The 20,811-nt window shown below is 70.5% G+C and carries 19 protein-coding genes; 6 read left to right on the top strand and 13 right to left on the bottom strand.

The window, feature by feature from the left end:
• Window positions 1-88: 88 nt before the first annotated feature.
• A complete protein-coding gene (locus OG214_RS15200; RefSeq protein WP_405985045.1) occupies window positions 89-1,642 on the top strand; it encodes an ABC transporter substrate-binding protein in 1,554 nt (517 codons plus the stop codon).
• 39 nt (window positions 1,643-1,681) lie between these two features.
• Here the strand turns inward: OG214_RS15200 and OG214_RS15195 are convergent, their stop codons facing one another.
• Together OG214_RS15195 and OG214_RS15190 are read right to left on the bottom strand one after the other, a co-directional pair.
• Window positions 1,682-3,241 (bottom strand): ATP-binding protein, encoded by a 1,560-nt coding sequence (locus OG214_RS15195; RefSeq protein ID WP_405985044.1) that lies wholly within the window; start codon window positions 3,239-3,241, stop codon window positions 1,682-1,684.
• Window positions 3,238-3,945 carry a response regulator transcription factor gene (locus OG214_RS15190; RefSeq protein ID WP_363079746.1) on the bottom strand — a complete coding sequence of 236 codons (708 nt, stop codon included), beginning with the start codon at window positions 3,943-3,945 and terminating at the stop codon, window positions 3,238-3,240. The genes OG214_RS15195 and OG214_RS15190 overlap by 4 nt, the downstream gene beginning before the upstream one ends.
• Window positions 3,946-4,105: 160 nt before the next feature.
• Between OG214_RS15190 and OG214_RS15185 the strand changes: the two genes are divergently transcribed.
• Window positions 4,106-4,696, top strand: coding sequence for a carboxypeptidase-like regulatory domain-containing protein (locus tag OG214_RS15185; protein ID WP_405985043.1), 591 nt, complete (start codon window positions 4,106-4,108; stop codon window positions 4,694-4,696).
• A 138-nt stretch (window positions 4,697-4,834) separates the two neighbouring features.
• On the opposite strand, the gene OG214_RS15180 is transcribed toward OG214_RS15185, so the two are convergent.
• The 9 genes from OG214_RS15180 to OG214_RS15140 form a co-directional block, all read right to left on the bottom strand.
• Window positions 4,835-5,659, bottom strand: coding sequence for a TetR family transcriptional regulator (locus OG214_RS15180; RefSeq protein WP_363079748.1), 825 nt, complete (start codon window positions 5,657-5,659; stop codon window positions 4,835-4,837).
• A gap of 11 nt (window positions 5,660-5,670) precedes the next feature.
• Entirely contained in the window at window positions 5,671-6,102 is a 432-nt protein-coding gene (locus tag OG214_RS15175; protein ID WP_405985042.1) for a thiol-disulfide oxidoreductase DCC family protein, read from the bottom strand.
• Window positions 6,103-6,108: 6 nt separating this feature from the next.
• Window positions 6,109-6,546: a hypothetical protein gene (locus OG214_RS15170; protein WP_365906053.1), complete on the bottom strand. Its 438-nt coding sequence runs from the start codon at window positions 6,544-6,546 to the stop codon at window positions 6,109-6,111.
• Between the two features lie 211 nt (window positions 6,547-6,757).
• Window positions 6,758-7,345 (bottom strand): hypothetical protein, encoded by a 588-nt coding sequence (locus OG214_RS15165; RefSeq protein ID WP_405985041.1) that lies wholly within the window; start codon window positions 7,343-7,345, stop codon window positions 6,758-6,760.
• Between the two features lie 145 nt (window positions 7,346-7,490).
• Window positions 7,491-8,249, bottom strand: coding sequence for a succinate dehydrogenase iron-sulfur subunit (locus tag OG214_RS15160; RefSeq protein ID WP_066944320.1), 759 nt, complete (start codon window positions 8,247-8,249; stop codon window positions 7,491-7,493).
• Window positions 8,249-10,003, bottom strand: coding sequence for a succinate dehydrogenase flavoprotein subunit (gene sdhA, locus OG214_RS15155; protein ID WP_405985040.1), 1,755 nt, complete (start codon window positions 10,001-10,003; stop codon window positions 8,249-8,251). The genes OG214_RS15160 and sdhA overlap by 1 nt, the downstream gene beginning before the upstream one ends.
• A 23-nt stretch (window positions 10,004-10,026) precedes the next feature.
• Window positions 10,027-10,518, bottom strand: coding sequence for a succinate dehydrogenase hydrophobic membrane anchor subunit (locus tag OG214_RS15150; RefSeq protein WP_363079755.1), 492 nt, complete (start codon window positions 10,516-10,518; stop codon window positions 10,027-10,029).
• 10 nt (window positions 10,519-10,528) lie between these two features.
• Window positions 10,529-10,909, bottom strand: coding sequence for a succinate dehydrogenase, cytochrome b556 subunit (gene sdhC, locus OG214_RS15145; RefSeq protein WP_363079756.1), 381 nt, complete (start codon window positions 10,907-10,909; stop codon window positions 10,529-10,531).
• A 170-nt stretch (window positions 10,910-11,079) separates the two neighbouring features.
• Complete coding sequence (locus tag OG214_RS15140; RefSeq protein ID WP_405985039.1) at window positions 11,080-12,021, bottom strand: 2-oxo-4-hydroxy-4-carboxy-5-ureidoimidazoline decarboxylase; 942 nt, start codon at window positions 12,019-12,021, stop codon at window positions 11,080-11,082.
• Window positions 12,022-12,259: 238 nt separating this feature from the next.
• Between OG214_RS15140 and OG214_RS15135 the strand changes: the two genes are divergently transcribed.
• Together OG214_RS15135 and OG214_RS15130 are read left to right on the top strand one after the other, a co-directional pair.
• Complete coding sequence (locus OG214_RS15135) at window positions 12,260-13,861, top strand: beta-N-acetylhexosaminidase (protein WP_405987510.1); 1,602 nt, start codon at window positions 12,260-12,262, stop codon at window positions 13,859-13,861.
• Between the two features lie 358 nt (window positions 13,862-14,219).
• Window positions 14,220-14,906, top strand: a complete 687-nt coding sequence (locus OG214_RS15130) for a hypothetical protein (protein WP_405985038.1) — start codon at window positions 14,220-14,222, stop codon at window positions 14,904-14,906.
• 229 nt (window positions 14,907-15,135) lie between these two features.
• On the opposite strand, the gene OG214_RS15125 is transcribed toward OG214_RS15130, so the two are convergent.
• The gene (locus OG214_RS15125) at window positions 15,136-16,641 is read right to left on the bottom strand and encodes an ATP-binding protein (RefSeq protein ID WP_405985037.1); all 1,506 of its coding nucleotides are present in this window, start codon (window positions 16,639-16,641) and stop codon (window positions 15,136-15,138) included.
• A 653-nt stretch (window positions 16,642-17,294) separates the two neighbouring features.
• Between OG214_RS15125 and OG214_RS15120 the strand changes: the two genes are divergently transcribed.
• Complete coding sequence (locus OG214_RS15120; RefSeq protein ID WP_363079785.1) at window positions 17,295-18,176, top strand: RNA polymerase sigma factor; 882 nt, start codon at window positions 17,295-17,297, stop codon at window positions 18,174-18,176.
• On the top strand, window positions 18,176-19,486 hold the full coding sequence (locus tag OG214_RS15115; RefSeq protein ID WP_405985036.1) for a hypothetical protein: 1,311 nt from the start codon (window positions 18,176-18,178) through the stop codon (window positions 19,484-19,486). Before OG214_RS15120 ends, OG214_RS15115 begins: the two co-directional genes overlap by 1 nt.
• A gap of 236 nt (window positions 19,487-19,722) precedes the next feature.
• On the opposite strand, the gene OG214_RS15110 is transcribed toward OG214_RS15115, so the two are convergent.
• Window positions 19,723-20,655: a peptidoglycan-binding protein gene (locus OG214_RS15110; RefSeq protein ID WP_405985035.1), complete on the bottom strand. Its 933-nt coding sequence runs from the start codon at window positions 20,653-20,655 to the stop codon at window positions 19,723-19,725.
• Between the last annotated feature and the right edge of the window lie 156 nt (window positions 20,656-20,811).

Here is a 20,811-nt window from a genome sequence, read left to right as displayed (position 1 = left end):
ACGCGCGGTTTTCCTTACACGCGTCTTTCGCTTGTGGTTGGGTGAGCGCCATCACGGTCAGGGGTGGGCGTGATAGAGGGGCACAGCGATGCGGCCGATCCGTCTGCGGATACTCATCACAAGTCTGGTACTGGTGGCTGCGGGAGCGGGTGGCTGGCAGCTGCTCCCGTCCGACCGGGCCGAACAGAAACCGATCACGGTCGGGACGACCGATGTGGTCACGTCGCTCGATCCGGCGGGCGCCTACGACGCGGGATCCTGGGCGCTGTTCAGCAACATCTACCAATCTCTCCTGACGTTCAAACCCGGTTCCGTCACACCGGTGCCGGACGCGGCGCGGAGCTGCGCCTTCGTCGGAACGGATCTGCGGACCTACCGCTGCGAGCTCCGTGACGATCTGCGCTTCCCCGGCGGGCGCGCGATGACCGGCGAGGACGTCAAGTACTCCTTCGACCGGGTGCTGGCGATCAAGTCGGACGTGGGCCCGCGGTCCCTCTTCACCACGCTCAAGTCGGTGGTGGCGAAGGGCAGGACGGTCACCTTCCACCTCGCCTCGCGTGACGCCACCTTCCCGCTCAAGGTCGCCACGGGAGCCGGTTCGATCGTGGACCGCACCCGGTATCCGGCGGACACGCTGCGCGCGGGCTTCGAGGCCGACGGCACGGGGCCGTACATCCTCACGACCTACACACCCGGTTCCACCGCCCATCTCGTGCCCAATCCCGGCTACCACGGCGCGGTCGAGGAGACCGGCGGTCCCGTCGACATCGCCTACTTCGAGACGTCGGACCAGCTGGCCGCCGCCTGGAAGGCCCGTACGGTGGATGTCACCCACCGCCAGCTCCCGCCGTCGCTGATCGCCGGACTGGACGCGGGCAACGACGGGGTCAGGGTCAACGAGGCCGAGAGCGCCGCGATCCGCAATCTCGTCTTCAATGTCCGCCAGGGTTCGCCGATGGCCGGCACGGCGGTGCGCAAGGCGATCGCCGCGACCGTCGACCGGGCCGCGATCGTCACCGGTGTCTACGACTCGACCGTCGATCCGCTCTACTCGCTGGTCCCGCAGGGCATCACCTCGCACACCACTCCCTTCTTCGACTCCTATCCGGATCCGGACCCGGAGCGGGCGAAGCGGCTCCTCGCGGACGCGGGGGTGCGGACGCCGGTCCGGTTCACGCTCGCGCACGCACAGGGCGGTTCGGCGGCGCCGGAGGCGGCGGAGCTGCGCGAACAGCTCGAAGCCACCGGGCTGTTCGAGGTGAAGGTCGTCGAGAAGGAGTGGACGGAGTTCCAGAAGGGCTACTCCCAGGGAGAGTACGACGCGTACTGCGTGAGCTGGCTCCCGGACTTCCCGGACCCCGACAACTTCGTACAGCCCCTGGTCGGCGGTGAGTCCACTCTGCACAACGGCTACGCGAGCGAGCAGGTCGACCAGTTGATCGAGTCCACCCAGCAGTACAGCGAGCGTGCGCGCGCCTCGCAGGACTTCAGGACGCTCCAGAAGGTGGTGGCGGAGGATGTGCCCGTGCTGCCGCTGTGGCAGAAGAAGGACTATGTCCTCAGCACCGAGGACATCACGGGCTCGCAGTACCTCTCGGACGGTACGGGCCTCTGGCGGCTGTGGGCACTGGGCCGGCTCTGACCTCGCGGCGGTTCGGCGGTGACGGTTCCGAGGGTGCGGTCACGGTGACGGGCGCGGCAGTGTCACCGTGACCGCGAGGCCCGCGCCCGGCGCGGTCTCCACCGTGACCTCGCCGCCGTGGGAGGCCACCACCGCCTGCACGATGGACATACCGAGCCCGCTGCCGCCCGTGCCCATGCCAGTGCCCGTGCCCGTGGCGCCCGTCACCCGGAAGAAGCGGTCGAAGATACGGTCGGCGTCGGCCTCTTCCATCCCCGGGCCCCGGTCCGCGACCCTGAGCCGTACCTCGCCGCACTCCGAGCGTGTCAGCTCCACCGTCACCGGCGCGGCCTCCGGGGTGTGGACCCGGATGTTCGTCAGCAGATTCCCGATGACCTGCCGCAGCCCCGGCTCGTCCCCCTGGACGAGCATCGTCCCGGCCGCCGCCACCTCGACCGTACGGTCCGGCTGCTGGGCGCGCAGATCGTCCGCCGCGTCCCTGACCAGCCGGCTCATGTCCACCGGCCGCAGCCGCAGTTCGGGCCGCTGGTCCAGCCGGGCCAGGGTGAGCAGTTCGTCGACGAGCCGGCTCATCCGGTCCGCCTCCGCGTTCATCCGGGACATGGCGCGGGTACGCTCCGCCGGCTCGCGCAGCATCCCGCGGTCGTAGAGCTGGAGATAGCCGCGGATCGCGGCGAGCGGGGTACGCAGCTCGTGCGAGGCGTCCGCGACGAAGCGGCGGAGCTGGGCGGCACTGCGCTCGCGCGTCACATACGCGGACTCGACCTGCTGGAGCATGGAGTTGAGCGCGAGCCGTAGCTGTTCGGTCTCCGCGATGGTGTCGTGACGGCCCGGTATCCGGCGGGTCAGATCGCCCTCGGCGATGGCGGACGCGGTCTCCACCATGTCCTTCAGCGGGCGCAGCGTACGGCCCGCGCCCATCAGCGTCATGACCGCGAGCAGGACCAGCAGCAGGGTCCCGAAGGCCAGATCCAGCTTGAGCGCGGCCTTCAGACTCTGGTGGACGGTCTTGGTGGACTTCGCCAGCAGGACCACCGTGCCGTCACGGAGCTCGGCGGCCGTCATCCGGTACGGTTCGCCGTCCACGTCCACATCGCGCGCGGTGGTGAAGCGGGCCGCCGCCTTCGGGTCGGTGACCGCCTCGGCCAGGGCCCGCTGGCGCGCGCTCGGCCCGATCCCGGCGAAGAACACCGCCCGGCCGGAGGGGGCGACGGAGACGAAGACCGTCTCGGGTCTGGGCAGCGTGCTCGCCCCCGAGTCGCCGGGGGCGAGGACGTCCCGTACCGCGGCGAGCGCGCTCAGGGACTCGATCTGCTTCATGGTGATCCCGCTGCGCCGGAGTGCGTCGCGGGACCCGGTCAGCTCTGAGTCGATGGCGCCGAGAAGGTAGTGGCGGAGCCCGAAGAGGCTGACGGCGGTCGCGACGGTGATCCCGAGGGCGAGCAGCAGCACATTGACGAGGGTGAGCTTGGTCCGCAGCGAACGCGTGCGGTGCGGACGCCCCGTACGGCGCAAGAGCCTCGCGGGGAGGAGTCGTCCCGCGCCGGGGTGTTCCGCGCCGGGGCGTTTCGTACGGAGGGGGCGCCCGGCGCGGCTCATACCGGGCGCGCCAGGCCGTATCCCACACCTCGGCGCGTGGTGATCAACGGCGGTCCCAGCGGGTCGAGTTTGCGGCGCAGATAGCTGATGTACGTCTCCACGACCGTGGACTCGGCCGCGTGCTCGTACCGCCAGACATGACGGAGCAACTGCTCCTTCGTCACCACGGAACCGGCGTTGCGCACCAGGAACCGCAGCAGCGCGTACTCGGTGGGGGTGAGGTCCACGGGCCGGCCCGCCCTGCGCACGGTGTAGGTCGCCTCGTCCAGCTCCAGATCCGCGTACCGCAGCGGCGGCCGGGCGGGCAGCCGGTCCGCGGGCCGCGTACGGCGCAGCACGGCGCGGATCCTGGCGATCACCTCGTCCACGTTGAACGGCTTGGTGATGTAGTCGTCGCCGAGCCCGAGTCCGCCGACGATCTCGGCGGGCGCGTCCCGCGCGGTGACGAAGACCACCCCGATCTCCGGGTGGCACGCGCGGAGCTGACGGGCGATCTCACGGCCGTCGCCGTCCGGCAGCATCACATCGAGCAGTGCCACATCGGGGCGCGTACGCCGGACCGCCTCCGCGGCCTGCCGCACGCTCGCGGCGGACACCACCTCGTACCCGTGGTAGCGCAGGGCGATGGCGAGGACGTCCGCGATGCTCGGTTCGTCCTCGACGACCAGCACGGTCGCCGCCGCCGTCCCCTCCCCATCTGTCATGCCCCCAGTATCCGCACCGCGATCGCCCCGGGCGCCGCCGGCCGCTTGGGAGTTCCCTGTGAGTAGGGGCCGCGCTCCGCCGTACGCCCGGCGGCGGACCGATTCTGGGATCGGGCCAGGGGGACGGACGGATACGGGTGACCGGGAGAGGGCGGAGAACGTGGAGGCATGGGCACGCTGGTGCTACCGGCACAAGGGGGTGGTGCCGGTGCTGTGGGCGGCGGCGCTGCTGGGCCTGGGGGCCGCCGGGCGCGCCGGGCTCCGGGGCGAGATGGGCGGCCAGGCCGTCACCTGGGTCGTGCTGAGCGTACTGGCCGCGGTGATGCTGCTGCTCGGTCCGCTGGGGAAGCGGGGGCTGAGCGGGCGTCAGGGGGCCCGGCCGGCGGCGGGCGGACCGGAGCCCGAGGAGGCGGAGCCGCCCGGCGCCGTCGCCCGGAAGGAGCAGGAGCCCTGGGGCTCGCCGTCCGGGCCGTCCTACGCGTCGGCGGTGCACGGTTTCGTACGGACGGACGAGGGCGATGCGGTCGGCTCCGCGGCGCTCGTCCTGAGCACCGTGGACGGCCGGCGGCTCGACGGCGTGGAGTCGCTGGCCGACGGCTCGTACATCCTCGCCGCCCCGGCGGCCGGACCGTATCTGCTGACGGTGACGGCCACGGGTTTCACACCGCGGACCCGGCGCGTCCTGATCGGCGAGGAGCCGACCGTACATGATCTGGCGCTGGAGGAGACGGCCGTGGACGCGGTGAACTGACGGCGCACCGGATCCGTCACGGGCGGGTCCGCCCCCCGGCCGGGTCCGCCCCGGCCGGGTCCGCCCTGGTCGGCCCGTAGCGGCCGGTCCGTGACGGTCAGGCCGTGGCGGTCAGGCCGTGCGGTCGGTCCGTGGCGGTCAGGCCTTCTTCGGTTCCGGCTTCTCCGGCTTGGTCCTCGCCTTGCGCGAGGCCGCCGCCTCCGCCATGCCCGGCAGGAAGTCCGTGAACAGCTCGTGCACATCACGGACGAGCGGGCGCAGTACCCGGAACCGGGAGAGCGCGACCCCCCGCGCGGTCAGCAGGGCCCCGCGCTCCGCCAGCCGACGGCTGCGGGCACTGCCCTCCGAGCGGTCGAAGACCCAGTACAGGACGAGTCCCATCTGGGAGAGCCACATCAACTCGGGCAGTATGTCGGCCAGTTCGTCCGCGACCTTCGCCTTGGACCCGGCCAGTGCCTCGCGGTGGACGGCGATGGCCGCGTCGCGGGCGTGTTCCGACTCCGGGGAGAAGGGGCTCAGCGGGCTCTCGGGGTCCGCCGCGTTCTTGAAGAACTGCGCGGCGAACTCGTGGTACGGCGCGGCGATGTCGAGCCAGACCTTCAGCACCCCCGCCATCCGTGCTTCGAGATCGGTCTCACGCTCCAGGACGGGCCGGACCGCCACCCGGTGTTCGGCGGCGATCCGGTCGTAGAAGCCCTGGACGAGATGTTCCTTGGACGAGAAGTAGTAGTACGCGTTCCCCACGGAGACCCCGGCCTCCTGGGCGATGGCCCGCATGGTCGTCCTGTCGTAACCGCGCTCCTGGAAGAGCCGCAGCGCGGTTTCGAGGATGAGCGTGCGGGTCTGTTCGCTCTTGGGGGCCGGGGTCCTGGAGGCGCCGGCGGCCCTGGACGTACCCGGAACCTTCGCGCCTCCGGCGGCCTTGGGGTCCTGTGCGTCCTTCACGGCGTTCTCGTCCTTCACAGTGCCTGAGCCTAGTGTGACGGGGCGGGCACCTCGCACGCCCCGTCGCAGGACGCCGCTGTCAGCTCCCGGTACTTCGCGGCGGCGAGCACCGTGACCCTGGCGAAGGGGGCGCCGGCCGGGGTGGCCAGCCAATGGGCCTTGGGCCGGTGTTCGGCCAGTGCCCAGAGGCAGACGATCCAGGCGGCGGTGCCCCGGTAGATCTGGCCCCGGTCACCGATGACGGTGATCTCCTTGAGCGTGGACCCGTGGTCGAGGTCCGGATACCGCCGCCGGGCCTCCCGCGAGGCGGCGGGCACCAGATCGATCGGTACGAGCTGACGCTGGCGCAGCAGCCAGTGCCGCACATGGACACAGAGCGGGCACCGCGCGTCGTACAGCACGGTCAGCCGCTGTACGGGCGTACCGGCTTCGGGCGGGCGCACCACGGTCTCCCCTGGCATGGCCGCTCACGCCCCGGCGGCGGGGGTGGTGGCCCAGGGGCCCTTGCCGGCCGGTCCCGTCCAGCCCTGCGGCGGCACCGGGGGCCGCTGCTCGCGCTCCATGAGCCCGCGCCGCCGCATCTTGTTGAGCACATAGACATTGCCGAGATGCATCGCCCCGAGCACCAGCAGCACCACACCGATCTTCACCGAGAGCGCCTCGAAGAGCCCGCGGGCGTTCTCGACGGCGTCGGCGTTCTTGAGATAGAGCGTGACGAAGCCCAGGTTGACCAGATAGAAGCCGACCACCAGCAGATGGTTGACGGCGTCCGCGAGCTTCTCGTCCCCCTTGAGCACATCGGCGAGAAAGATCCGCCCGTTCCTGCTCAGCGTCCGGGCCACCCATACGGTCAGCGCCACGCTGATCAGCAGGTAGACCACATACGCGACAACAGTGAGGTCCATCCCCCACCCTCCCTTTGAACATGTTCAAAAGCTGGTTGTCATGAACTCTAGACCCGTTTTTGAACATGTTCAAGCGAGCTTGGAGTCCGGCGTGACATGACGCCGCCCCCTGACGCGACATGGCGTCAGGGGGCGGTGGAAAGCGCGGTGTAGAGCGCGGCGGAGGGCTCGGTGGGTCCGGCGCCGGGAGCGGGTCCGGCGCCGGCCGGTCTCACATGTTGCTCAGTGAACGGGCGTAGTTGACCTGGCCCATGACGGCATGGAAGGCGCCCGGGTGGGTGGCCGGGATCATGGTCGAGTGGTGCTTGCCGCCGCTGGTCACCGAGGCCTGGATGAAGCCCGTGGTCGTCTTCTCCTTCATCAGCAGGAAGAGCAGACCGACCAGACAGAAGAGGAAGAAGACGATCGCCAGGACGATGGCGTACGCGGGGATCTTCTCCTCCGTACGGGACATGTCCGTCGCGTTCCAGACCGCGCCCCTGAGCGGCAGCGTGCCCGACGGGGTGATGATCGAGTCGTTCAGCACGGTGATGTCACCTATCGACACCAGCGGCATGCCGCCGCCGCCCGTCGGCACGGGGTACGGGGCGCCCGACTGCGGATAGCCGTAGCCGGGTCCGGGGTTGGGCCCGGGATGGCCGTAGCCGGGGACGGAGCCGGACCCGCCGTCGATGAGCGTGGGATTCGGGAAGTCGTACTCCGGTGTGCCCGGCGCTCCGGTCGCCCCCGGCCCGGGGCCCGGCGACGGCGGCGGCCCCCATGTGTACTCCCCGTCCGCGTACGGATTCGGCTCGGTCATTTCTCCCCGCTTCCCGTGGTCCCGAATGCACTTCCGATCCTGGCACACGGAAGGCCCGCTTCTGAATGGACTTCCCCACAGAAACGGGCCCTTGGACGTATCCGCGACGTGTCCGCGGGAGCGGACGCGCTCAGGAGCGGACGCCCTAGAAGCGACGCGTGATCAGCGCGCGCTTGACCTCCTGGATCGCCTTGGTGACCTCGATACCGCGCGGGCAGGCGTCCGTGCAGTTGAACGTCGTGCGGCAACGCCACACGCCGTCCTTGTCGTTGAGGATCTCCAGGCGCTGCTCGGCGGCCTCGTCACGCGAGTCGAAGATGAAGCGGTGCGCGTTCACGATCGCGGCGGGACCGAAGTACTGGCCGTCGTTCCAGAAGACCGGGCAGGACGAGGTGCACGCGGCGCACAGGATGCACTTCGTGGTGTCGTCGAAGCGCTCGCGGTCCTCGGCGGACTGGAGCCGCTCCCGTGTGGGCTCGTTGCCTGAGGTGACCAGGAACGGCATCACGTCGCGGTACGCCTGGAAGAACGGCTCCATGTCCACGATCAGGTCCTTCTGGACCGTGAGCCCCTTTATGGGCTCGACCGTGATCGGCTTGTCCGGGTTGATGTCCTTGATCAGCGTCTTGCACGCCAGCCGGTTACGGCCGTTGATACGCATCGCGTCCGAGCCGCAGATGCCGTGCGCGCAGGAGCGCCGGAAGGTGAGCGAGCCGTCCAGTTCCCACTTGATCTTGTGGAGACCGTCGAGCACGCGCTCCTTGGGGTCGATGTCGATCTGGAAGTCCTGCCACTGGGCCTCGTCGGAGACCTCGGGGTTGAAGCGGCGGATCCGGAACGTGACCGTGATGTACGGGGAGGCGGCGGACTCCGCCTCGACCTTGTCCAGTACGGGGGTAGCCATCAGTACTTACGCTCCATCGGCTGGTAGCGGGTCTGGACGACCGGCTTGTAGTCGAGACGGATGGACTCGTTGCCGTCGTCGCCGACCTCGCGGTACGCCATGGTGTGGCGCATGAAGTTCACATCGTCACGGTTGGGGTAGTCCTCGCGGTAGTGACCGCCGCGGGACTCCTTGCGGGCGAGCGCGGACACGGCCATCACCTCGGCCAGATCGAGCAGGTTCCCCAGCTCGATGGCCTCCAGCAGATCCGTGTTGAAGCGCCGGCCCTTGTCCTGGACGGACACGTTCAGATAGCGCTCGCGCAGCTCGCCGATCTTCTCGACGGCCGTCTTGATGGTCTGCTCCGTACGGAACACCATCACATTGGCGTCCATGCACTCCTGGAGTTCGAGCCGCAGTGTGGCGACCCGCTCCTTGCCGGTGGACGCGCGCAGCCGCTCGACCTGCGCCTCGACCCGCGCCGCCGGGTTCTCGGGCAGCTCGACGTACTCGTGCTTCGCGGCGTACTCGGCGGCGGCGATACCGGACCGGCGGCCGAAGACATTGATGTCCAGCAGTGAGTTGGTGCCGAGGCGGTTGGCACCGTGCACGGAGACACACGCGACCTCGCCGGCCGCGTAGAGACCGGGGACGACCGTCGTGTTGTCGGCGAGGACCTCGCCCTGCACATTGGTCGGGATGCCGCCCATGGCGTAGTGCGCGGTCGGCTGGATCGGGATCGGGTCGGTGTACGGCTCGATGCCCAGATACGTGCGCGCGAACTCGGTGATGTCGGGCAGCTTGGCGTCGAGCTGCTCCGGCGGGAGGTGCGTGAGGTCCAGATAGACGTGGTCGCCCTCGGGACCGCAGCCGCGGCCCTCGCGGATCTCCGTGTAGATGGACCGGGACACCACGTCGCGGGAGGCGAGGTCCTTCATGACGGGCGCGTACTTCTCCATGAAGCGCTCGCCGTCCTTGTTGCGGAGGATGCCGCCCTCACCGCGGGCGCCCTCCGTCAGCAGGATGCCCATGCGCCAGATGCCCGTCGGGTGGAACTGGAAGAACTCCATGTCCTCCAGCGGCAGTCCGCGCCGGTAGCACGCGGCCTGCCCGTCACCGGTCAGGGTGTGCGCGTTGGAGGTCACCTTGAAGAACTTGCCGGTGCCGCCGGACGCGTAGATGACGGACTTCGCCCGGAAGACATGGATCTCACCGGTGGCCAGCTCGTACGCGACGACACCGGCGGACTTCTTGACGCCGCCGACCTCGGTGATGAGCTGGTCCAGGACGTAGAACTCGTTGAAGAACTCCACGCCCTCCTTGACGCAGTTCTGGTACAGCGTCTGGAGGATCATGTGGCCCGTACGGTCCGCGGCGTAGCAGGACCGGCGGACGGGGGCCTCGCCGTGGTTGCGGGAGTGGCCGCCGAAGCGGCGCTGGTCGATGGTGCCGTCGGGCGTCCGGTTGAACGGCAGGCCCATCTTCTCCAGGTCGAGGACCGCGTCGATGGCCTCCTTCGCCAGGATCTCGGCGGCGTCCTGGTCGACCAGGTAGTCACCGCCCTTGACCGTGTCGAAGGTGTGCCACTCCCAGTTGTCCTCCTCCACGTTGGCGAGCGCGGCGGCCATACCGCCCTGCGCGGCGCCCGTGTGGGACCGGGTCGGGTAGAGCTTCGTCAGCACTGCGGTACGGCTGCGCTTGGTCGACTCGATGGCCGCGCGCATACCGGCGCCACCGGCGCCGACGATGACGGTGTCGTACTTATGGATCTTCATAGTGAGTCTCGTCAGCCCCGGCTTTAGCGGATGTTCGGGTCGAAGGTGAAGATCACCAGCGAGCCGAGAAGGATGGTGAACACCGTGGCGGTGTACAGCAGGCCCTTGAGCCACAGGCGCGTCGTGGCGCGCTCCGCGTAGTCGTTGATGACCGTACGGAGGCCGTTGCCGCCGTGCAGCATCGCCAGCCACAGCATCAGCAGATCCCAGACCTGCCAGAACGGGGAGGCCCAGCGGCCCGCCACAAAGGCGAAGCCGATCTTGGACACCCCGCCGTCCAGGACGAGCTGGATGATCAGATGGCCGATGACCAGGACGACCAGCACGACACCGGAGAGGCGCATGAAGAGCCACGCGGCCATCTCGAAGTTGCCGCGGGTCGACTTCGGGGTCTTGCCGGTCCGCTTGCGCGGCGCCTCGATGAGAGGGGCCGGGAAGTCGGCGTCGTACAGGCTCTCGCCCTCGACGTCACCGATCGCGGAGGTGGTGCCGGCGACAGTGTTGTTGGTAGACATGGGCGGACTCTCAGCTCCCGAAGACTTGGCGTACGGCGTGGCCGAGCACGGGGTAGAGGGCGCCCACCATCAGGACGAGCCAGATACCCACGGCGGTCCAGAGCATCTGCTTCTGATAGCGCGGGCCCTTGGACCAGAAGTCCACGGCGATGACGCGCAGGCCGTTGAGCGCGTGGAAGAGGATGGCGGCCACAAGGCCGTACTCGAGCAGCGCGACGACCGGGTTCTTGTAGGTCGCCACGACATCGTCGTAGGCCTCGGGAGAGACACGGACGAGAGCGGTGTCCAGCACGTGTACGAACAGGAAGAAGAAGATGAGGACGCCGGTGACTCGATGAGCCACCCAGGACCACATTCCTTCCCGGCCGCGGTACAGCGTTCCAGCCGGCACGGAAAAACCCTCCGGGAGCGGTGATCGGGGAGCCGGCCGCCATCTTCTACTCAATAAGCACAGTGGTGTCGGTCGCGCCCGGCCGGGTACGGTCCTCCGGCCCTGGCCATGGTAGCGACGAGTTGTCGGTTCCTCCGCCCGGGGGCCCATAGGTGTGATCAAACAGGCAATCAAACAGCCACGGACGGGCTATCGGGGCAGCCCTGCTGCCCGGCTCCCGAGGGCCCGCGTCCCGAATGGCCCGTATGGCTTGCGTGGACCGTATGGTCCGGATGGCCGGTGCGGCCCGTGAAGCCGGGTTGCGGGAGCTGGGGCGTGGGGTCGGCCGCGGGGTCGGCCGCGGGGTCTGCCGTGGGGTCGGCCGTGCGGCCGGTGTCACCCGGCTCCCGGGGCGGGGCGACCAGCAGCGCGATCCGGCTCCGGGCGAGGCGCCGCAGCTGGTCCGCGGCCACGGCCCTCTCGTGGTCGGGTTCATGGGAGAGCCGGGTGTGGATGCCCGCGAGCACCTCGTCGAGATACTCCTCGGGCCGGTGGCCGTCGAGGCTGATCACGAAGGCGTGGCCGAAGCTGCTCTCGTACGCGGCGTGCGCGGCGCGCAGGGCGGTACGGGCGGCGGCCGGGGCGCTGTGCGGCGGACCCGAGGACGACTCGTCGGCGAGCGCTTCGGTGAGATCGGCCTGGGAGAGGTCGTAGCTCGCCTCGTCGGCGGCCGCGAGCAGGGTGTCGAGATCCGGGTACGGGCGGTGCGCGGCGAGGCGCTGGGCCCAGCGGCGGCTGCCGCAGCAGGTGAGCAGCGCGGCTTCGGCGGCGAGTGGCGCGGCGGTGTTGAAACGGTGGAGGCCGTTCGGGTGGCCGGCGTGGGATGCGCTGGACAGCGGGGGCTCCTCGAACGCGGCGGGCGGCGGAGGTCGTGGGCGGAGGCCGTGGGCGGGGACCGGCCGTGGGGCGGAGGCCGGGAGTGGGGTGGAAGCCGGACGTAGGGACAGACGTGGGAAAGGGGACGTCGGTTGACGCGGCCGGTGCGTCGGTTGGGCCGGGCGGGTGGGTCTGCTGGGCCTGTCGATGGCCTGTCGATGGGCTGTCGGACCGGCCGTGTGACGGCTGGGCCGCAAGGGGCGGATGCGCCGTAACGCTATCGACGCGCCGGGGGGTACGTCCGACGGACGCGCGATTTTCACCCGGATGGGAGAGTTTCCCGGCGCATGATGGACGCCGCCGTGGGATCTTCACCGTAAGTGCGCCGCACTTTCGCGGTGCGGGGGGTGCGCCTGGCCCTCTTTGGGAGGTTACGGAGTGATGCGAATATCCCGGATTCCCCGGAGTTCTCGGATAGTCGGGGCGGTGGTTGCGATGGCCGCCGCCGCCACGATGGCCGCCTGTGACTCCGGGAACGGGAGCGCGGGCGCGAGAGACGGGACGGAGGCGTCGAGCGCCGCCGCCGCGTCCGACGCCGCCTCCTTGGACCGCGCCTCCCCGCACTCCTCACTGGCCGCCGCGCCCTCGCCCTCAAGGACGTTCCCGCTCTCCCGGGCGCCGCGCGGTATCCCCTCCGTACGCAAGCACGAGGCCGCCCGCGGCCCCGGCTGGAAGCCGTCCTCCGGCAGCGGTGTCGTCCTCGCGAGCGGCAGCGAGGGTCTCGCCGACGAGGGGAAGCTGCTCTCGGAGGAGCTGAGGATCGCCTACCGGGGTACGGCCGCCGCCCGCGCCGGCGATGTCGAGCTGGCCCTCAGGAGCGGAAGCGGCGCCGCCGAGTCGTACACCCTGACCACGAGCGGCGGCCGGGTGCGGATCACCGGACCCGATCAGGCCGGTGTCTTCTACGGCACCCGCACGCTCAAGCAGTCGCTGCGCGCCGACGGGGTGATGCCCGAGGGCGTCGTACGGGACAGTCCCAGCAGGCCGCAGCGCGGGCTGAACCTCGACATCGCGCGCAAGTACTACACCCCGGGGTGGATCGAGGACCGGCTGCGTGAGATGGCCGACCTCAAGCTCAATATGCTCGGGCTGCACTTCTCCGACGACCAGGGCTTCCGTATCGAGTCGACCACCCATCCCGAGATCGTCTCCAAGCAGCATCTCTCCAAGGCCGAGGTCAGGAAGATCCTGGACCTCGCGGACCGGCTGCACATCACGGTCGTCCCGGAGATCGACTCCCCGGGACATCTCGGCGCGGTGCTGGCCGCCTATCCCTCGCTCCAGCTCCGTAACGCGGACGGTGTGGCCACCAAGGGCGCGATCGACATCTCCAAGCCCGCGTCGGCGCGGCTCATCGACGAACTGCTGCGAGAGTTCGCCGGGCTCTTCAAGGGCCGGTTCTGGCATCTCGGCGGGGACGAGTACCAGGCGCTGGTGGTCGCGAACCCCGAGGCGTCGTATCCGGAGCTGGCCGCGCTGGCCGTGAAGAAGTACGGCGCCGAGGGCCGGATCCAGGATCTGACGACGGCCTGGACGAACGACCGCGCCGCGGCGCTGCGCCCCTTCAACAGGACGTTCAAGGTGTGGAACGACGGTGTCTTCCGGGACGGTGTCGTGCGGGCCGACAAGGACCTGGAGATCGAGTACTGGACGGGCCGGGAGATCGGGGCCAGGCCGCCCGAGGAGTATCTGGCCGAGGACCGCCCGGTCGTCAACCTCAATGACGAGTACCTCTATTACGTGCTCGGCCAGCCGAACAACTTCATGTACCCGACCGGTCAGCGGATCTACGAGCAGTGGACCCCGCTGGTGCTGCGCGGGACGAAACCGGTCGACGCGAAGTACTCGAAGCAGATCCTCGGCGGACGGCTCGCGGTGTGGGGCGACTTCCCCAACGCGCAGACCGAGGAACAGGTGGCGCGTGGGATCAGGCTGCCCCTGGCCGCGCTGACCCAGAAGCTCTGGAACCCGGCGAAGCCGTCGCTGAACTGGAGCGGTTTCACGGCGCTCGCCACGAAGGTGGGAGGCGCCGCGTGAGTCGGACATGGACGTACGGTCCGGGCTGACGACCCGGGCTGACGGTCTGGGCTGACGGTCTGGGCTGACGATCCATCAGAAGCGGTCGCCCGGTCGGCGGGTGCGGCGGCGCCCCGGTGAAGTGCCGGGCGGGCGGCGGCCGGAATCATTCGCCGATGTCTCTTCTTCCGGCCGCTCGACGGGTCCGGAATTCCGGGCGTATCGGATCTTCGTGGTGTTCCGGACCTGATGGATGGGTCCGTACGCGGCCCGGAAGGGGTCGCGGGTCGTCTACGCGCGGTGATCGAGTGACGTATTCCAGCCGCCCGGCGCAGAGTGGTCAGTACGGCCGGTACCGCTTCCGCGACGGGAGACTTGAATGAGCCTGGTGAAGCTGATCGCACAGGCGGATGCCCGCGGCCTGGCCGCGAGCGGGCTCGCCTGCCTCGACCGATGTCTGCCGCTGCTCGCGGACGACGCCGATGTGCTGCGACCGCTGTGGGCGGGTGTGGCGGTCCGTGAGCGGGACTGGCCGGAGCGGCTGGCCGCGTCCCGGCAGGCCCTGGACGCCACGACCGCCGCCACCGCCTCCGTCGCGGGCGTCACCGCCGTCGCGGGCGCCGGGCCGGGAGCGGTGCCGGTGCCGGTACCGGACGGTGCTTCGCCGGACGAGAGCGTCGTGCTCGTACGGACCATGCTCGCCTCCGCGCCCTCGGAGTGGGCGGCCGGGCCGCTGCGTGACTGGGCGGAGATCTGCTCCGTCGCCGCGCTGGAGATCCATCAGAGACTCGACTCGGTGGGCGAGAGCGGGGGCGCCGCCGCCGCCGAGCGGCTGGCACGGGCCCGCGAGGACACGGCCGCCGTGTCCGACGCGGTGGACGGCGCCGAGGGCACGGACGGTGTCGGCCCGCTGGTCGCCGGTGAACTCCGGCGCCAGATCAGGATCCTGGAGATCCTGGCCGAGACGGACGGGCCCGCCGGTGTGCGCCAGGCCATGGATCTGTCGACCGAGGGACAGCGCGTCCTGCGCGCGGTCGTCTCACGACGAGCCAGGGCGCAAGGCTGACGCACGGGGTGCGCTGACACGGGGTGCGCTGACGCACGGGGCGCCGGGGCCGGTATTCCGGGACTCGCACGAGGGCACGGGGAGCAGCGCGTGGGCGCCCCCGGAGCACTGAACCGCCGTACGACCGGCCGCGCGTGGATGCCGCACCGGATGCCGTTGGCCGCTGTTCCGGGAACTGAAAGCTTGAGGCAGGGCTCGCCTGTGAAGGCGAGCCCTTCGCCTTGTTCGCCTATACCGAATAGAGAGTGGGCAAGTCGACCAGGAGGACGTCGTGTCGGCGGGCGGCCAGCTCGATCAGGTCGGGGTAGAAGCCGTGCAGCGAGTACAGGGCCAGGATGGTGCCGGTGGTGTCGTAGCCCTGGTCGGTGAGCAGTTCGCGGATGTGTTCCAGGCGTTCCAGGTCTCCGGTGCCCCGGCGGGCGGCGGTGGCTTTGGCCTCTCCAAGGAGCGCGATCTTCGCGCGGGGTGCCTGCGGGCGCTCGCCGGCGGCCAGGGCGATGACGTCGACCTCGTGTTTTGTCCGGGCGGCTTGGTCGGCGACCTCGGTGGTGCCGAGTGGTCCGGGCAGACCTGCGGGCAGCAGGGTGTGGGCGTAGCGGCGGGTGAAGTCGCGGGCCAGATCCTCGAAGTGCGGGCCGAGGATCTTGGAGTTGAAGGTCGGGGCGGCTTGCCGCCAGACCTCTTCTGCGAATCCCTGCTCGACCGCGGCGGCCTGCGGGAGGGTGATCAACTGGTTGAAGCGGATGACCGGGTCGGCAAGCGTGATGACCGGGTGCCGGGTGCGCAGGATGTCCTGCTCGCGCCGGATGTAGCCGGTCGACTCCAGCACGCCGAGCGGGTGGGCGACGGCGTTGCGCGGACGCTCAAGGGCCGCGCCGATCTTGCTGGGGGTGGTGGCGCCCTGGGCGATGGCGGTGAGGATGTCGTAGTACAGCGTGTGCTGGGTGATCCTCGGGTCCTCGCGTAGCAGGTACTCGGTCTCGGTCCGTGAGTACACCGCCCGGCCGGGGTCGAGCAGGGTGTGGGCGAGCCAGGTATCGAAGCCGTCGTCGGGGTGCGGGCGGGCGGCCACCGGCCGGTAGCCGGGTGCGCCGCCGAGGACGGCGTGCACTTTCAGTGCGGTCAGCGGGTCGCTGATCTGCCAGAAGGTGCGGCTGCCCCGGTAGTCGAAGGGCCCCAGCCGTAGATCGACCACGGCCCGGCCGCGCAGCGGCTTCGTCCCCGAGAGCAGTTCGTGCATGACACTCATCGCGGAACCGCACAGGATCAACCGTGGGCCCGGTCCGGCGCTGGGGCGGGAACCGCGCTGGCGCTCGTCGTAAAGCTGCTGGAGCAGGCCCGGGATCTCGGGCGAGTGCTGGAGCAGATAGGGCAACTCGTCGATCACCAGGAGCGGGTGAGGTGAACGGGCGCTCACGTCCAGGGCGTTGGACAGTACATCCCGCCAATCGGTCAGGCGCAGACTGCCGGGCCGCAGGCCCGCGTGGGCGGCGACCGCATCGCTGAACCGCTGGATTGCGGGCAGCCGCCCCTCCTCCCGGACCGCCGTGACATACAAGCCGCCGACCTGCTCGGACAGGGCCTGCAACAGGTACGACTTCCCGTGCCGACGCCGCCCGGACACGATGCCGAGCCGCATCGCGGGATCCGGATCGGAGAGGAACTCTGAGAGCAGACCCCACTCCCGGTCCCGATCGACCACGTCATCCGGCTTGGCAAGCAGCTTCGTCTTCACCGGGCCTCCTACATGTCGACTGCGACGCTTTTCGTCTAAGTGTACTTCGACGAAATGCGTCTCAGCGGGATTGCCCATAGGCCGCTCGGAGAACCGCTGTGCTCCTGAGAGCCGTTTTCCCTCGTGGTCCCGGGACGGCTCGTGCACACCGAGGCAGTCCTGCGCCGCCTCGGTGACGGTCCCGAACTACGCCTGCCCGTACGGTCCGAGGGGCTACACGCCGACTGGAAAATGTGGCTACGTCCGGGCCGCCGACGTGGTTGACCTCCGGACACAGAACGCGTGTTTTTGCCGCGCTGGCGCGGCGCGTTGGCCTCGGGAGGATCGGGTGATCGTCGGCCGCGTTGGTCACGCGTTGGTCGTGTGGAGGCGCCGCGACCCGCATATTGCCTGGTCGGAGCGGCGGCAGTCAGGAGGACGACCGGGGCCGCCACCCCCCACAGGAGAGGCCCCGGTCGCCGTCCACCGGAGCCGCGGTGCGGCCCCGTACTCATCTCAGCGCCATGGATGCGTTTTCTGTCACACCGCATAACGTCAGCAAGTTGTTGCAGGTTGTACAAGTCATGGACGAGAAGGCGGGAAGGCCGTAGCGTTCAGGAACGCGTGGGGCGGCGCGGCAGTGACCAGCCGCGATTTCAGGACAGGTTGTGGGAGTGCTGGGGGACGACGCGGAGCTGACGGCCGCGGTGCTCGCGGCACAGGACGGGGACGAGGACGCCTTCCGTACTGTGTACCGCGCGGTGCACCCGCGGCTGTTGGGCTATCTACGGACACTCGTCGGTGAACCGGACGCCGAGGACGTGGCCTCCGAGGCATGGCTCCAGATCGCCCGCGACCTCGCCCGGTTCACCGGGGACGCCGACCGCTTCCGCGGCTGGGCCGCCCGTATCGCCCGTAACCGCGCGCTCGACCACATCCGGATGCGCGGCAGGCGCCCGGCCATCGGCGCCGACGAGACCGAGCTGACCGGCCAGCCCGCCGAGTCCGACACGGAGGACGAGGCCATGGAGGCGCTCGCCACCGGCCGGACGATGGCGTTGATAGCGCGGCTGCCGCAGGACCAGGCCGAGGCCGTCGTGCTGCGGGTGGTGGTCGGACTCGACGCGAAGAGCGCGGCGCGCACGCTGGGCAAGCGGCCCGGCGCGGTACGGACGGCCGCGCACCGCGGGCTCAAGCGGCTGGCCGAACTGCTCGACTCCGACGAGGAGCGTCCCGGTTATCCCGATGACGCCGGTGGCACCGACGGCTCTCGGGAAAACGCTTACTTCGGGGACGGGCCGCCCGGCGCCGGTGCGGGCGGAGCGGGCGGTGCGTCCGCCGGCACGTCGGCCGATACGGCGGCCCGTACGTCCGGATCGGCGGCCACCGGATCCGGTGACGCACCGGACAGCGGCGGCCGTCGCACCGCGCACCGTGCCTCCGCAGGTCACGGCGGCGGACTCGGTGTCGTACCGCAGCAGCGCACCGCTCGACCGGAGGTCGCGGCGTCCGCGGGTGTGACGCATTCGCGCCTGCGGACGCAGAAGGACATGTGATGGCCGACGAGCGTGACGCGTGGCTCGACAAGGACGTGGCGGAGAGATTGCTGCGAGGTGAGCCCGTGGAGGCCCTGGACGACGACGTCCTGGCCAGAACGGAACGGCTTGCCGAGGCCTTGCGGGACATTGCCGCCATCACGTACGCAAACGATGCCGAACTCCCCGGCGAGGCCGCCGCCCTGGCCGCTTTCCGCCGTGCGGGCACGGCGGGCGAGAGCGCGACAGGCGCGACAGACGCGACAGCGATGGGCGCCGGTGCCGGTCTCGGCCTCGGTCTCGACTCCGGTCTTGGCGTCGGCGTCGGCGTCGGCGTCGGCGTCGGCGTCGGCGTCGGCGTCGGCGAGAGTCTGCTCGGTGCGGTACGGCTCGCTCCCGCGCCCGGTGACATCGGCGCACCGCGCCTCGGCCGCCCCGTGCGGAGGGGACTCGCCGTGGCGGTGGCCGGCTGCGCGCTCGGCGGTATCGCCGTCGCCGCGAGCGCCGGGGTCATGCCCCCGCTCTTCGCCGGCGAGCACGATCCCGTACCCGCCAACTCCGTCTCGTCGGTGACCTCTCCGGGACCGCGCGTCTCCGGGTCGTCCGACGGCGGCCGGGACACCGCCGGTCCCTCGGAGACTCCCGGACCGGACCGTGAGGAAGCGCTCACGCCGCATCCCTCGTCCGAGGAGGGCTCGGACGGCGCGCACGCGCGGGACGGCGACTCCGGGCGGGACGAGGACGGCGGCGCCCTCGCAGGGAGCGGCTTGTCGGCGTCCGCGCAGGGATACCGCGCGGGCACGCTCTACCGCGAGACGCTCGACGCCTGCCGTGCCCTTCGCGGCGGCACGATCGACGAGGAGCGCAAGCGGGCCCTGGAGTCGGCGGCCGACGGCCCCGGGGGAGCGAAGCGCTTCTGCGACCGGCTGCTGGACGGCAGGAGCGCCACGGGCGGCAAGGGCGGCAAGGGTTCGACCGGCGCCGGCGGTGACCATGACGGCAGGGGCGACGGGTCGGTCCGCAACGGCGTCGGCGATGGCATCGGCGACGGGCACGGCTCCGAGAACGGTAGCGGCAACGGGCACGGCGGCCATGGCAACGGCGGGAACAGCAACGGCGGTAACGCCAACGGCGGGAACAGCGGCGGCGGGAACGGCGGCGCAGGCGGCGGCGGAGGAACGGGCGACGGATCGCCGGACGGCCCCGTCCTCTGGACGCCGTCCCCCACGCCCCTCCTGACACCCGTACCGTCCACCACGCCGCACCCGGCCCCGGACCCCGAACCGGCCCCAGGCGCAAGCCCGGTCGAGTCCGTGCTCGAAATCCTCTGACCTGCCGCTTTCCCCTCGTCGACCGACAAGTGTGACGTTTTTTCGCGCCGCGACGCAGTTAAGAGTGAGCCGACTGGTCATCGGCCGCGCATCGAGCCGGGGTTCCCCCCGTACCTTCGGCTCAGCGCACTCGGCGCGGGCGGGTCACGTTCCCCCGGTCCCGCCCGCGCCACTCCCGCTCCGGCCGTTCCGATACGGACATCCGCGTCGGACACGGTTGTCCCACACCGGCGGATCTACCAGTAGATGACGACCTTGTCGCCCGTGCGGACCTCGTCGAAGAGCGCGGCGATCTTCGTCTCGTCCCGGACGTTCACACAGCCGTGCGAGGCGCCCTCGTAGCCACGGGCGGCGAAGTCCGCCGAGTAGTGGACCGCTTGGCCGCCGCTGAAGAACATCGCGTACGGCATGGGTGTGTCGTAGAGCGTCGAGACATGGTGCCGGGACTTCCAGCCCACCGCGAAGGTGCCCTCGCGGGTCGGGGTGTACTGCGAGCCGAAGCGGACGTCCATCGAGGACTTCACCGTGCCGTCGACCATCCAGGAGAGCGTGCGGCTGTTCTTGCTGATGCACATCACCCGCCCCTTCAGACACCGCGGATCGGGCTTGGCGACCGGCTTGGTGGTGGGCGGGCGCAGTTCGTCGCGGGTCGGCCTGTCCGTCATCGCGAGCAGCCTCTCCCAGGTGACGGCGTCCGTCTCGCCGGTGGGGTCCAGACCGCGCTTGGTCTGGAAGGAGGAGACGGCGGCGGCCGTGACCGAGCCGTAGTAGCCGGTGGGAGCGCGGTCGAAATGGCCTATCTGGCGCAGTCGGGCCTGGAGTTCCCGTACCTGCTCGCTCTCGTCGCCGCTCGCCATCAGCGGCTCGGGCTCCGGCTCGGGGGCCGGGTCCGGCGCGGTCTCCGGCGCGCTCTCGCTCGGGGCGGGCGGGGGAGGCGGGGGAGTCGTACGGTCGGCCGCCGGGCGCGCCGACGGTTCCCCGGACTCCGTCCGCGACGGCTCGGCCGACCCGTTCCCCGGTGTGACACGCGCCCCCGCCGGCGTGCCGCCCGGCCTGGCGTCCGTCAGCGGCCCGCTGCCGCCGGGCTGCACCGTACAGCCGACGCTCACAGCCAGCACGGCGGTCGCGACGAACCCCGTGCGCAGGGCCGATGTCCTGAACATCGCCATCCCCGTGTCCCTCCCCGTACTCCGAGTCCCATGGCGTGCGTTCCTTCACTGTCCCCTCAGACAGTTGTCGGCGGGGAAGGGTTGCCGCAAGCGGGCGGGCGTCGATCCGGCCATCGACCAGGCCGGAGCGGCCGAGGCCGTGTGGGTGATCGGCGT

Source organism: Streptomyces sp. NBC_00872 (genome assembly GCF_045161915.1).
In the GTDB taxonomy this organism is placed as follows: Bacteria; Actinomycetota; Actinomycetes; order Streptomycetales; family Streptomycetaceae; genus Streptomyces.
Note: the sequence above shows the minus strand (reverse complement) of the source record. Positions and strands in the feature narration are given on the sequence as shown.

Bases quoted from the DNA above. Each gene is read 5' to 3' on its own strand.
- sdhA (WP_405985040.1), bottom strand. From the start codon at position 10,003: ATGAAGATCCATAAGTACGACACCGTCATCGTCGGCGCCGGTGGCGCC.
- OG214_RS15150 (WP_363079755.1), bottom strand. From the start codon at position 10,518: ATGTCTACCAACAACACTGTCGCCGGCACCACCTCCGCGATCGGTGAC.
- OG214_RS15165 (WP_405985041.1), bottom strand. From the start codon at position 7,345: ATGACCGAGCCGAATCCGTACGCGGACGGGGAGTACACATGGGGGCCG.
- OG214_RS15200 (WP_405985045.1), top strand. From the start codon at position 89: ATGCGGCCGATCCGTCTGCGGATACTCATCACAAGTCTGGTACTGGTG.
- OG214_RS15170 (WP_365906053.1), bottom strand. From the start codon at position 6,546: ATGGACCTCACTGTTGTCGCGTATGTGGTCTACCTGCTGATCAGCGTG.
- OG214_RS15160 (WP_066944320.1), bottom strand. From the start codon at position 8,249: ATGGCTACCCCCGTACTGGACAAGGTCGAGGCGGAGTCCGCCGCCTCC.
- OG214_RS15130 (WP_405985038.1), top strand. From the start codon at position 14,220: ATGAGCCTGGTGAAGCTGATCGCACAGGCGGATGCCCGCGGCCTGGCC.
- OG214_RS15190 (WP_363079746.1), bottom strand. From the start codon at position 3,945: ATGACAGATGGGGAGGGGACGGCGGCGGCGACCGTGCTGGTCGTCGAG.
- OG214_RS15115 (WP_405985036.1), top strand. From the start codon at position 18,176: ATGGCCGACGAGCGTGACGCGTGGCTCGACAAGGACGTGGCGGAGAGA.
- OG214_RS15135 (WP_405987510.1), top strand. From the start codon at position 12,260: ATGGCCGCCGCCGCCACGATGGCCGCCTGTGACTCCGGGAACGGGAGC.
- OG214_RS15175 (WP_405985042.1), bottom strand. From the start codon at position 6,102: ATGCCAGGGGAGACCGTGGTGCGCCCGCCCGAAGCCGGTACGCCCGTA.
- OG214_RS15110 (WP_405985035.1), bottom strand. From the start codon at position 20,655: ATGGCGATGTTCAGGACATCGGCCCTGCGCACGGGGTTCGTCGCGACC.
- OG214_RS15195 (WP_405985044.1), bottom strand. From the start codon at position 3,241: ATGAGCCGCGCCGGGCGCCCCCTCCGTACGAAACGCCCCGGCGCGGAA.